Raw genomic sequence first — 12,676 nt, 5'->3', positions numbered from 1 at the left:
CACTGTCACTTAAATACACACCATAAATCCGCATTTATCTCCCAAAAAACCCGGGAAGACCAGCAAAACTGCATCCTACGGTAATGATTTAGCACAAAACACAAAACCGCACATAACCCAACGACACATACGATCACTTATCCTTAAGTACAGACATTTACGAAACACCTTTCAGATTCGCCCTAAAAAATATGGAGACAACGACACAAAAATCGACCGGACCAATCCCTTAGCCGGACATCACAATTAATGAAAAACCTGTAACAAATAAATTCAGCAGATGACCGTGCACTACCTGAAGCGATAAGCACCATTACCAATCCCGTCGCAGGAGTATTCTTCATGCAAAAAAAAACGGACATCCAGGATGTCCGTTTTCGAAGACTAACATGAAAAATCAGGCGAAGTTGCTGCCCGCGAATTCCCAGTTAACCAGTTTCCAGAACGCGTCCATGTAGCTTGGGCGTGCATTGCGGTAATCGATGTAATACGCATGTTCCCAAACGTCAACAGTCAGCAGAGCAGTGACACTGTCATCCGTCAGCGGGCAACCGGCGTTGCTGGTGTTCATGATGTCTACCGAACCATCAGCTTTTTTTACCAGCCAAGTCCAGCCGGAACCAAAGTTATTAACCGCGCTGTTGGTGAACTCTTCTTTGAACTTGTCGAAAGAACCCCATTTCGCAGTGATGGCATCTGCCAGCGCGCCAGTTGGCTCGCCGCCACCGTTGGGGCTCAGGCAGTTCCAGTAAAAGGTGTGGTTCCATACCTGGGCGGCATTGTTAAAGACACCACCGGTGGACGCCTTGACGATCTCTTCCAGGCTTTTGCCGGCCATATCAGTGCCTTCGATCAGGCCGTTCAGCTTAACCACATACGTGTTGTGGTGTTTGCCATAATGGAATTCCAGAGTTTCTTCAGAAATATGAGGAGCCAGCGCATTTTTTGCGTATGGCAGAGAAGGTAGTTCAATAGCCATGTTGTAATCCCTATCAGTTTTATCGGAGTGGGTTGGCAAACCCAACAGAGTTTGCGGAGCTGCTATTATGTATTTTCCAAGTCGAAACTTGTAGTAAAAAATCGACCGATTCCGTCATGAATGCGCAATTCTCCCACCACAGCCACCTTTAATGGTCACCGATTGATCAGTGACGCCGGGAGAATGCCACAACCGCCGCTATCCGAGGCCGTGCTGCGTTCGTTCGCACGCCTCCACATCCAGATACAACTGCTGCAGCCGGTCCTGCAGCGCCTCCACAAATATCAACGCAGTACCGGCAATATTCGCAACCGGCTCATCATCAGATTCCGATAACAGACCAACAATAGTGCGGCTGCCGTTGAGGGCATTGATCATATGACAGAGATCGAGCTTGATAGAACTGAAAGAAGGGGTTGAGTCAGACATAGAGAGGATTCCTGTTTTGAAGCGATTCCCCTGCCCTCCGGTTGAGTTCGAAGCAACTGGGGGCAGGCCGAGCGGGTTCGAACTACCGTCAAAACAGAAACGGCCCGGCCGAAGCCAGCCCGCCGACCTGCCATATCATGCAGGCGCGACGAATCGCAGGCGATGAGCGGCATTTTGGTGCCTCTCAGCCTCTGTTTTGATAAACGGGGTTCGAATCCCGGCACCGGGTTTGACCAGCGCAGCAGGGATGCTACGTGAATCGCTTCAGGCAGGTCAACCGGCAACAGCGGATCAGAGGACTTAGGCCGAATAAACACAAACGCCATCCCCACCGCTGGAAGGCATCGTACCTCCTTTTCCAACCTGCACGACTGGAGATTAATCAACTGCGGTCCGATACCGTTGTTCAATACATCGTAAGGTCTCAACCTGACGCTGTTCACACACCTCAACATCCAGATAAAGCTGCTGTAACCGGGCATGCAGCGCATCCACAAATACCAAGGCCATGCCGGCGGCATTGGCCACCGGCTCATCATCAGATTCCGATAACAGACCAACAATGGCGCGGCTGCCGTTGAGGGCATTGATCATATGACAGAGATCGAGCTTGATAGAACTGAAAGAAGGGGTTGAATCAGACATAGAGAGGATTCCTGTTTTGAAGCGATTCCCCTGCCCTTTTCCGGTGCTAAGCGGTTGGGGGCAGGCCGAGCGGGTTAGCACTACCGTCAAAACAGAAACGGCCCAGCCGAAGCTGGCCCGCCGACCTGCCATATCATGCAGGCGCGACGAATCGCAGGCGATGAGCGGCATTTTGGTGCCTCTCAGCCTCTGTTTTGATAAACGGGGTGCTAATCCCGGCGCCGGGTTTAACCAGCGCAGCAGGGATGCTACGTGAAGCACTTCAGGCAGGTCAACCGGCAACAGCGGATCACCGGTCGTACCGATCAGATACGAACCTGCCAGACATCCAGAGCCTGACGGCTGTACAGGCCGGAATCCACCGCAAATATGCCCTGGATAAGGGTCTCCAGGCTTACCGGATTCACCTGACAACCAAAGGGCAGCGGCTGATCCAACCGATCTGTGGCGCAAATACGAAACTGCCCGGCCATCTCATCGAGCCAGGCATAAAACCAACGATCCACTCCGGAAGGCAAACGGCCATATAACGCCGCACAAGCCTGCAAAAAAGCTGATAGAGATTCCATTCCCCAGTCAGACAAGTTGTTGGGGGTGAAAGAGAACAGGACCAGATCCTGAACGTGCCCGAGCTTCAACTCCTCGGTTCGCTCCTGCTCCAGCTCATCAAGCCATTGCTGCAAGGTTGGATGCATCATCTCGATCCTTGTTATCTACCAGGCACAAAAAACCCGACATCCATCAATGCCGGGTTATGTACCAAATGGGAATAAAAAAAGGTTACTGTGCCAGACGGGACGCCGCCAGCTCATCGGACAGCTGCTTCACCCGTGCCTGAATTTTAGGCATCGCCGATTGCATCAACGTTTGCGACAACTGCACCGACGCCTGCATCACCTCCGGCATTTTTTTCAATACCGCCTGCCCGGTCTCGGTGCTATAAAACGCCAGCAGGTCATCGATTTCCTGCTCGGAAAATTCACGAAGGTAAATATCCATAAACCCTGGCTGCATTTTTTCCCAACTGAAATCTGTCTTCATGATCGTCAGAACATCGTTATAGTATTGATCAAACAACGGCTGCTCAGAAGGTTGAATATCCAGCTGTTTGCTGACGTTCTTAAGCATCGGCTCCATCTGCACATACATGTTATCGATCAACGCATCCATATCCATCAGATTCATCAACTCCGTCACCTTGGCCTCCTTACTACTCCCCGCGGCAACAGCACCGAACGAACACAACATCAAACACACGATCCAGAACTTGGACATCATACTTTCCTTTTGTGAATTTGCCGGACAAATGACGTACCGGCCGAAAAATGTCAGGCCGGTAAGAATGCATCAACACAAATTAAAAGCCAATGCCGGAAATCATTAATCGCTGGCGTGTATGCAGTTTTTTGCTGCCTGTTCGGTAGTGAACTGGGAAGTCTTTTGTTGAGCTATTACGCTATGTTTCTAAGCTGCCTATTCGGCAGTGAACAACCATAAAAACTCGTCTCCGACTTTTCGCCGTTTCTAAGCTGCCTATTCGGCAGTGAACCGTACATGACGATGTATCTCAATCTAATCAGCTTTCTAAGCTGCCTATTCGGCAGTGAACTGTAAAGAAGTTAGTATCTGACGACGACCTGCTTTCTAAGCTGCCTATTCGGCAGTGAACATGAGTTTGACTCTGAAACTGGCATACCAATTTTTCTAAGCTGCCTATTCGGCAGTGAACTTATCAGAATCGGTGCTAAAGGGAAGATCTGATTTCTAAGCTGCCTATTCGGCAGTGAACTTATTGAGCGCGATCACGTCGCAACAAATCGATTTCTAAGCTGCCTATTCGGCAGTGAACGAAACGAAATTGTCAAACGTCGCGTATTCGCTTTTCTAAGCTGCCTATTCGGCAGTGAACTTTAAAGGAACGTATGAAGTTGATGAGCTGGATTTCTAAGCTGCCTATTCGGCAGTGAACATTAATTGTTCAAGTACGCCATGATCAGTTCTTTTCTAAGCTGCCTATTCGGCAGTGAACGCTTTCGGCAGCCGCTAAGGCAGCTGGTTCATTTTCTAAGCTGCCTATTCGGCAGTGAACACTAATTTCATTTCCCGCGTAATCAATACGCGTTTCTAAGCTGCCTATTCGGCAGTGAACAGCCGTCTGGTGGCGTTATGGTATCACCTGGTTTTCTAAGCTGCCTATTCGGCAGTGAACAAAAAAACATTACCTAAAAAAACCGCCGCTCATTTCTAAGCTGCCTATTCGGCAGTGAACTCGTTGGCCAATGCGGTCTCAACTGTCGGACATTTCTAAGCTGCCTATTCGGCAGTGAACCTTATGGGTGTACTGATTGCGCCGGTCATCAATTTCTAAGCTGCCTATTCGGCAGTGAACGCTAATGCCAATGTGACTGCCAACGGCAATGTTTTCTAAGCTGCCTATTCGGCAGTGAACCCATACTGTATATTTATACAGTACTTGTTTTATTTCTAAGCTGCCTATTCGGCAGTGAACATAGTTGTTTCATCTCTGTTACTCCTGCCGCTTTTCTAAGCTGCCTATTCGGCAGTGAACTGAAGTATAAACGCAAAAAATAAGTCACAACAATCACTTAGCCAAAAAACGATGGTTTCACCAATGTTTTTTGGGCCTGTTGTAACCCATTGATTTTCAAGCAATTTTTTAAAGAGCCAAAAAGATTGGTATTTTTGGTATCAATCTTTGGTATTTCTCCCAGCTGCGCCGGTTATATCTTCCGTTATTCGATAACATCCGGTTATTCTGCGGACGATTCCCGGATAACGGTTGTTATGGCCGCTATATCGCTGTTGGCAGCATCGCGGCTTTTGTACTGCGATTACGGGGTGGTTGCAAGTGACTCATGGTGCTACACCCGCCTGACTCATCCTACGGTTTTATTTTTTGTATTCGGGTGATGTTGTCATCTGTTGTTGGCAACCGGTTTTGATTGGCCTGAAAGATGGGCAGGTTTATGTGTCTCTATTTTTGGCTTGTGCAGCCAACGACTCAGACCAACCCGACATCAGCAGGATGTTAACAATCGTTCTGTTATTCAAGCCATTTACCATAGGCATGAATATCCAGCATAGGCACCGTTCCACAGCTTTGTAACTGCGATAATAGTTGAAACAGAAAGGCTGTTGTGGCTTTCGGATGCTGGCTGATTTTAATATCATGATGTTCTTTATCGTGATAAAAAAAACACCTGTTTGCAGCACATCCACTGGTTAACCATTTTGATTCATCGTTTCTGTCCGCTCCCATCAAATACCCTTTAAGAGTAGTTTCCAGCTCTTTCAAATCGCACTCCAATGCCAATATTCCACCAATTATGGAAAATGGGGTCCGGGATTTACTTATCCCTCCAGCATGCACTATATCCATGGAGGTGCGATAGAGTTTTCTGACACTGGCAACCTTTTTATGTGCCGCGTCAATATGACCTTTATCAAAGGTCTGTTTGACTTCAAATACAGCATAAACACTCTCGGCGGGAATGATCAGTTGCTCTTCATAGTGAAATACCAATGGTGAGTACTGGCGGTCATAAATCACGACATCCATCTGCTCGCTAAACTCTCCATTGCTGTCGACTACAAATGCTCGGCTTGAGCGATAGCGTTCCGGCAAATAGTTGTTCAGAAGTCCTATCCAGACATTTTCGCTACCATCACCCTTCATCGTCGGGTGCTCAATGGTCTGGCGAACCGTTTTCAGCCGATGCTGAATATCACCATGCAAGCTTTCCAGAAGCTGCGATAATTTCCAATCAGACACAGGTTTCTCCTTTAGTGAATATGATATTTTCAGTCATCAACACGAGTGCTTTTCGAGTAACTGATGTGCTGATGTCTGTAAAGTTGTCAGTTTTTTATTTCCTTTACACCCACCCCAATACTCAATACATCTATCGGCTAATGCTACAAGCATCTCAACTTCTGTAGATAACCATTCATCGCTTTCTTCTGCTTTTTTGATTGCCTCTGCCAGCTTTTGACGTAGTTCATCACTTGGGTTAGGTTGTATGCCGTTGTCAAGTCTGTGATTCAAGGCATTTTGTAACCATTTCAGTGTCTTTTCGGCAGGCCTCAATAGTGCCTCCTCCCTCTTTCGACGTTCTTCCTCCCTTTTTCGAAGTTCTTCCTCCCTCTTTCGGCGTTCTTTGCCCAGTCTGTTCGTCTCATTCAGGTCCTCACTCATATACCCATAGCCAACCGCCGTCTTGGCACCTGCCCCAAGCCACTGTAGCGCGTCGTCTAATGCAGTTTTTATCAGTAAGCGTTCCTGTTCGGAAAGACTGATGCCGGGTCTGGCTGCAAATGAGAACATGAGTTTTGATTGTTTGATTGCCAGGAAGGGAATGGGTTGCGTGGTATTCCAATCAGCGGGTACGGTTTCGGGGTTATCGATAGTTGCGTTATTACCGTTGCTATACCAGTCTGAATAATGTGGCGTGATGGTATCAACGGTCAGTTCGACAGGTTCTATCGGAAATGCATCAAAAAATATGATGTCACCGGTTTGTTGTTCGGTGGTTTGCTTGGTGTCACTGCCAAAGAGTTTTTTCAGCAGTTGTTTTTTTTCTTTTGTTTCGGCTGCATCCTGTTCGATCCAGGCTCTCACCAGACCTTTTACGGCCGCTCCAGACAGGTAAGGGGTAGCCAGTGTAGGATGCCAGAGAAAACCATTTTCAACCGGATTAGGCAGACCCAATCCACTGACCCAATGCCAGTCACTGCGATAGACTCGGGCAACGCCATTCAGGGCAATCAGCAGATTCAGATGACGATCCTGATAAGCCCTTAGTTCGCTGGGGTTCCCGCATTTTGACTCGCCTGACATGCGCTCAATTTCTTTCAAAAAACCTGATTTTCTGGTTTCCGGACTTTCATCTTTGCGCGACTTCTGATCGGACTGCGCTTCATTCAAATTGTAAAACCGGTCAAAGTATAGACCGGCGTGAGTGGATTGACGTTGTTTGGGAATCTTATTTGCTTGTTGATAAAGCGGGAACACCTCAGTCATTTTTGTTACCTCCGGTCTTCTCTTTGTCACATAGCGCTTCGGCAAATTTTTTCACCCAAATTAACAATGCCTGCACTTCTGCCTGTGCCAGACGATAGCAATGCATATCGTTTTGGGTGATGGCGGTTATCAAGTCCTCCTCCGGGTAAATTGCCTGTTCGCGAGATAACCACTTGCCGAGCAATTGATATAACTCGTTATATGCCTTCGACTTTGTTCCTTTGGCTTTATAAAATGCCGCTGCCTGTCCCAGGCCATTGGTCTGAATCATGGCAGGTAGTTGGCGGGCATAGGCAACAAATGATTTCTGGTCAGAATCATCTTTACTCACAAATTTCTGAACGGCATCCAAAGCGAACCTGGCGCGTTTTTGCTCTATTAACTGAACCGGATTACTCATCACTTTGCTCCTGCCAGGTCTTAACCTGCAACCACCCCATACCGGTGGTTTCATTACCGCCCACTTGCACATAGGGGTCTTTGAACAGTTGTGTCACTGTTTGCTGAAATTCAGTTTCAGAGCGCTCTTTGTCACCTTGACTACGTGAGGTTGCAGCGCTCAGCATCACATACATCAGGGTATCTGGTGGCAGGCTTTCCATGGTCCATAATGCGCCACCATCGTTAGTCTTGGTGTCTGTCTTCAGACGAACATGGGTACTGACGGGTGTGGCTGCACGGCACAGGTGGCGAAAGGTATCGTCACTGACAATGGTCAGTAAGTTTGTTATGTCCTGGTCACGCTCCGTTACCAACTTGCTGATGATTTTCACCCAGGCTGTCAGCTTTTCTGAGGTTACCTGGGAGCTTTCCGGGATAGTGAGCCGATATTCTTCAAGGTATAGCGCTTCTGATAGCTCACTGGCCACTACAGCGCTTTCGTTATCTACGGGGATATCCGCATCCAATTTGTTAGCAACCTTATCACCCAACCGTTGCAAATCACGTTTCAGCCGTCCCAGGATGGCCGGACATGTCACCCAGCGATAATGGGTATTGAGGGAACGTACAGGCAATAGTAATAAACGGGCATCACTGATCATGAGTTCACCTGCCTGATCGTGGGCACCGTGTTGATCCGGGTCTTTGCCAAATAAACGTTCAACAGTAGAGCTTATGCCTTCGGTATTCCGTGCTTTGCTTCGAAACGCGCCTTTCATACTTGAACCATAAATACATGGCCAATCGGTATGGGCTTCACGTTGAATCGGCTGATCAATAATATGGTCTGATTCACCGCTACCGGCATGAATGGCTGTATGGCTGATCAGGCCCAGCAATGTATGTTGATATCCGCTCATATATTTTTATCCTTTAAGATGAATAAGGTTAACGGTTGATATTGCCTATGCATATCAGCCCACGACCCAGGTTTCTTTCATGGCCGACCCATTGGTACTGAAGTTGTTCAAGAACCCTGGGTTGAACATCTTCAGGCAGTTGGCAGAAATATGTGCTGCCTGCCGGAATAAGACTGGTGACCGGTTTGGGGCCACCCAATGCCATATCCCACCCACCCTGACGTAAGGTCTTCCCCACCACTGCGCTGAGAATCTGCACCGGGGTATCGGCTATGTTTACCTGCCAATAATCACTGCCATCTTCGGCTGTACATTGTTTTGCGTCTGCTGGTAACCAGTCCGGTTGATCGCCGTTGCGGAAACTGGCAGCCGTTAACAAGGTCATTGTGAAATCGCGATTTTTGGGGCATTCCGATATCGGCAAGTCTGCATCACTGCGCTGACAACGGATTGCCGCCTGTCGACCTTCACCACCGAAGCGAATATGGTCAGAACCGCCATCCAGCAGGTTGATGAGTTCCTCCGGCAGGCCGGAAAAACGCGCAAACACAGAAACCCCCTGATGCAGGCGAATATGGCGGGTTTGATAAAACATCTGTTCTTTGATCGTGCGTCCCCGCGAAAGGGCAATACCGATATGCGGTTCCTGGACAATCAGTTCAGACTCTGGTTTCAGGGTATGCTCTGCCGGAATGCCACCGGCCAGATAAGTTCGCAAACCTTCTGCCGTGATCCAGGTATTGGTGATAGCCCGTGTACGAACCCCTGGATGAGTCACGGCTCGGGGTAAACGAATAAAACCGAGATCACAGCGCACGGGTTCACTGTCCTGCAATCGATAAAGTCTTTGTTCCATATCCTGCTGCAATCCCATGGGCAAGGGATAAAGCCGTTCCTGGTTAAACATCAAGCCCAGTTCATCCAGACAGATGAGTCCGGGATGACCAGCCAGCCCACCAATCAGCTCCCAGGCAGACATTTGTTGGCCATCGGGCAGAGTGAGCATTTGTTCTTTAAATTTATAGGTTGCCCAGTCAACGTTTAGTTGTCTGCCTACCCAGTTTCTGAATGCCCCCAGCACAGTGGAAGCCGGTGGTGGAAACACACTGCCCAGCTGACTGGTGCCGATGGCATCAAACGGCCGGGACTCACGAAAAAACCAGGAGTCGACAGGGGTAAAATCCACATCCAGTGTCTGAAAGGTACTCATACGGTCTCCTTGGCAGGTTGTTCAGAAACGAGAAAGTGCAATAGTTTTACCGCATCGGGCTGAAACCCTTGTTGCACTTGCCCATGTTCCCAACGACGACATAGTTCGATGAATCGTTGAATCATTTTTGTTTCATCGCTCAGGTATCGACCGTCTTTGATATCGTCTTTGCGACCGCGGCGATATTCCACCCGAATCAGCGCTTCAATAAGCATCGGATCCATGTTCAGGGTATTGGTGTTTTCGAGCACATGGGCGATGCGTGACAAAAAACCGTGGCTGACCGCCAGTTCCGTCTGAGACTGCAAATGCGCGAGACTTTGTTGTAGATATTCACAATCCCAAGGCTGGCTCCATTGTGCATGCAAACCACCAGGCTTCCAGATCTCCACTGCCAGCGCATTACGCCCGGTACGGTTTTTGGCAACGTCATCCAGCAGGCTGTGGGCTCGTTGTAACTGTGTGGTCAGTAACTGCTTGGCATGGGTCAATAACACCGCTGCGGAGATAGAGGTTTCAATGCCGACTGCTGCCTTGGCATGCTCAAAACATTGTTCATACTGTTCGCGGATGGCTGTGGCACACTGAATTGCACTGTCCAAAGGCAGCAACGCCAATACGTCGTCCCCACCGGCATACACCAGGAATCCATTGTACCGGGTAACCAATTCCGGTACTGCCTGGGTAAACGCACTCAACGATTCACTAATAGCCTGCTGCTTGGATTGCACGGACATTTGTGAGCCAAGCCTGTCGCCATCCATCAATACGATGGCGTAGAACGCTGAGGGGGATTTCAGTCCCACAGCTGCTTTCAGTCGCTTGAATGTGTGTTCAGCCTTTTTGGCAACATCTTCATTTTCACAAAATCCTTCATCAAAAAGCATATGTGGAAAATAAAGGTTACCATCGAGCCGTAACCACTGGCTCACTGAATCAGGTAGTGACGGATAAGTGTTAAACCAGTCCGGATTCACTGGTTCAGTAGACAGGTTATTAACGTGAGTTTGTTGGGCGAATGTATTCCATGCCTCAACGGCAACCTCATTTTCAACGGTATTTTCAAGCGCTTTGCGTATCCAGGGAGAGGCTGCCAGATAACTGGTAGAGGGTATCGATTGTGGCAACCTCCAGCCATGTACGGTTACGCCATCGAGAGGGATTTTTTGCGTCTCGAAGACATCCCGAAAACAGCGCTTAATCAGTGCCGGTGCACTCAGATGTTCCCCTTCTCTGAGCTGAGGTGGCGGAATGTTTTCCCGCAAGGACTCCCAAAAGTGTTTCATTTTTGCAGCATCGGGTCGTGTAATGCCGGACAACTCTTGCAATCCATCCATCATCATGCATTTGATTCCCGGCTCATCCGGCGGAAAATGAGTCCGTATTTGCTTGCGCTGATCCAGCACATAACTCTCATCGGCTCGCTCAGTCAAACACCACTGTAACTCCCAGAAGCCGGATACCTGACGCTGCCATATTTGAAAGGCGCTAGAGGTCTTTCCCAAAACGTGCTCCAGCTTTTGCTGCCACACTGCATCCGCCAGCGATTGCCATGCCTGCTGCACGGCACGGGTCACTGCCTGAGGATCAAAGTCAGCTGAAACTTGAGCCAGAAATCGATTGGGAATGCTGCCTTGTGAAGGGCCGCCTGCTGTGGAAATGCCTTTGAGTGCATCGATAAAACAAAGGTCAGGTTTGGGAAACAGAATCTCGCCACAACCGGTTTTTTCGATCTGTGCCTGCACCTGACAGATGGCGATTCCGGACAACCAGGACAACAAAAAAGAGCCGGCCCAAAAATCCTGAGTACGTCGCGCCTGGGCAACAAATCCCTGAACCGGACCAATAGTAAAGTGAAAATATTGTTGCACTATGGTATCTCCTTACCTTTCATTTGATCCAACAAAGTGTGTATCGCTTCATATTTCATATCCTGATGCACTTTTGCCGGTATCTGTATCAAGTGTGCTTTTCCTTTGGGAGCGATTGCACAGTTTGGAGGCAAAAAAACGGCTGGAAGTAATGCCATGACAGGATAAAAAGCAGGATCATCTGGAAACTGGTGCATATGGATGATAAGGGGAGATGATCTACGGTTTATTTGTATTTTTCGGTTATTTGATAAAAATGGTTCAAGCGTTAATTTACCGTTTCCTTTACCGTCGAATTCTCTAAAAAAATAACCATGAGGTAGACCAAACTGAACCCGATAGGGCATTTCGAATATTCTCTCAGGTCGTTCATTCTGATTGAGTCTGATATTTTTTTTCTTTCCCAGACGTCTAATAATTGTTGCAGCCAATTGAGCATCGCCTTTAAATGCCTCTCCTCTTCGATATTCCTGAATTTTTTCAGCAACTGATTCCAACGCCTCAATTTCACTGCATTTATCTCGTTTATCAAGCAGCTTAACTCTACTTTTGTTTGAAAAAGCCGTAAAAGGCGGTAGTTCATCTGTACCTTTAAGGAAATCTTTCAATGCATCATAATTCGTTGGCAGCGTTATATACTGAGCACCTTCAATTTCCTGCAAGGCGACAGAGCCAAACCCTTTACGGGAACGACTCCCTAATCCACCCAGCAGGCCAAACACCAAAATAGCTTTTTCTACTTGTTCTTGATATTTTGGCGATAATCTGACCAACCTTACTTTTAATTTGAATGCTGAATCGGTAGTTTCTAAATACTCCTCTCGTGATTTTAACCCTTGTCCAGCCAGGTACGTCATACCCTCTTTCCAACCCGTTTGGTTTTTGGTTTTCTTGGTAAATTTCCCCTCCACCCTCAACATCACACGACTCTGACCCACCGTCGATTGTGTATCGTCAGATCCTGCACCACCCCATATTTCACGTTCCTCTTGATGAAGTTTTTGCAGTGCCTTATTCGTATTGTTATTGGCGTCTTGATACACACGATGCCAGTTAAGCGCTCGCCACCAGAACATTAATGCGCCTTTGATGGCTGTTGGCGGAATAGTATCGGCACAGTTTTTGGAGTCTGTGCTGATAAAACAGGGCGTCACCAGTTTAAAGTGACAGATTATTTCTTTTGGCGGCATAAATGATTCC

The 12,676-nt window shown here is 48.0% G+C and carries 12 protein-coding genes and 1 CRISPR repeat array; all 12 genes read right to left on the bottom strand.

From position 1 onward, the window contains the following. Positions 1-397: 397 nt before the first annotated feature. Entirely contained in the window at positions 398-979 is a 582-nt protein-coding gene (locus tag YC6258_RS05040) for a superoxide dismutase (RefSeq protein ID WP_044616073.1), read from the bottom strand. 198 nt (positions 980-1,177) lie between these two features. Further along, the gene (locus tag YC6258_RS05035; protein WP_044616072.1) at positions 1,178-1,408 is read right to left on the bottom strand and encodes a hypothetical protein; all 231 of its coding nucleotides are present in this window, start codon (positions 1,406-1,408) and stop codon (positions 1,178-1,180) included. Positions 1,409-1,786: 378 nt separating this feature from the next. Next, positions 1,787-2,053 (bottom strand): hypothetical protein, encoded by a 267-nt coding sequence (locus YC6258_RS05030; RefSeq protein WP_044616071.1) that lies wholly within the window; start codon positions 2,051-2,053, stop codon positions 1,787-1,789. 305 nt (positions 2,054-2,358) lie between these two features. Next, positions 2,359-2,751: a hypothetical protein gene (locus YC6258_RS05025; RefSeq protein ID WP_144407563.1), complete on the bottom strand. Its 393-nt coding sequence runs from the start codon at positions 2,749-2,751 to the stop codon at positions 2,359-2,361. A gap of 82 nt (positions 2,752-2,833) precedes the next feature. Then, positions 2,834-3,328, bottom strand: coding sequence for a DUF2059 domain-containing protein (locus YC6258_RS05020; protein ID WP_044616069.1), 495 nt, complete (start codon positions 3,326-3,328; stop codon positions 2,834-2,836). A gap of 186 nt (positions 3,329-3,514) precedes the next feature. After that, positions 3,515-4,622: direct repeats of the CRISPR family, unit length 28 nt; unit sequence TTTCTAAGCTGCCTATTCGGCAGTGAAC. A gap of 495 nt (positions 4,623-5,117) precedes the next feature. Continuing rightward, positions 5,118-5,846 (bottom strand): DUF6602 domain-containing protein, encoded by a 729-nt coding sequence (locus tag YC6258_RS05015; RefSeq protein ID WP_044616068.1) that lies wholly within the window; start codon positions 5,844-5,846, stop codon positions 5,118-5,120. 36 nt (positions 5,847-5,882) lie between these two features. Further along, the gene (gene cmr6 / locus YC6258_RS05010) at positions 5,883-7,094 is read right to left on the bottom strand and encodes a type III-B CRISPR module RAMP protein Cmr6 (protein ID WP_044616067.1); all 1,212 of its coding nucleotides are present in this window, start codon (positions 7,092-7,094) and stop codon (positions 5,883-5,885) included. After that, on the bottom strand, positions 7,087-7,494 hold the full coding sequence (gene cmr5 / locus YC6258_RS05005; RefSeq protein ID WP_044616066.1) for a type III-B CRISPR module-associated protein Cmr5: 408 nt from the start codon (positions 7,492-7,494) through the stop codon (positions 7,087-7,089). The genes cmr6 and cmr5 overlap by 8 nt, the downstream gene beginning before the upstream one ends. Next, entirely contained in the window at positions 7,487-8,395 is a 909-nt protein-coding gene (gene cmr4, locus YC6258_RS05000; RefSeq protein ID WP_044616065.1) for a type III-B CRISPR module RAMP protein Cmr4, read from the bottom strand. Before cmr4 ends, cmr5 begins: the two co-directional genes overlap by 8 nt. A 28-nt stretch (positions 8,396-8,423) precedes the next feature. Next, on the bottom strand, positions 8,424-9,605 hold the full coding sequence (locus YC6258_RS04995; RefSeq protein WP_044616064.1) for a type III-B CRISPR module-associated Cmr3 family protein: 1,182 nt from the start codon (positions 9,603-9,605) through the stop codon (positions 8,424-8,426). Beyond that, the gene (gene cas10, locus YC6258_RS04990; RefSeq protein WP_052830068.1) at positions 9,602-11,476 is read right to left on the bottom strand and encodes a type III-B CRISPR-associated protein Cas10/Cmr2; all 1,875 of its coding nucleotides are present in this window, start codon (positions 11,474-11,476) and stop codon (positions 9,602-9,604) included. Before cas10 ends, YC6258_RS04995 begins: the two co-directional genes overlap by 4 nt. Then, complete coding sequence (locus YC6258_RS04985; protein ID WP_044616063.1) at positions 11,476-12,666, bottom strand: RAMP superfamily CRISPR-associated protein; 1,191 nt, start codon at positions 12,664-12,666, stop codon at positions 11,476-11,478. Before YC6258_RS04985 ends, cas10 begins: the two co-directional genes overlap by 1 nt. Positions 12,667-12,676 lie beyond the last annotated feature (10 nt).

Origin of the sequence: Gynuella sunshinyii YC6258 (genome assembly GCF_000940805.1) — a bacterium.
GTDB lineage: Bacteria > Pseudomonadota > Gammaproteobacteria > Pseudomonadales > Natronospirillaceae > Gynuella > Gynuella sunshinyii.
Note: the sequence above shows the minus strand (reverse complement) of the source record. Positions and strands in the feature narration are given on the sequence as shown.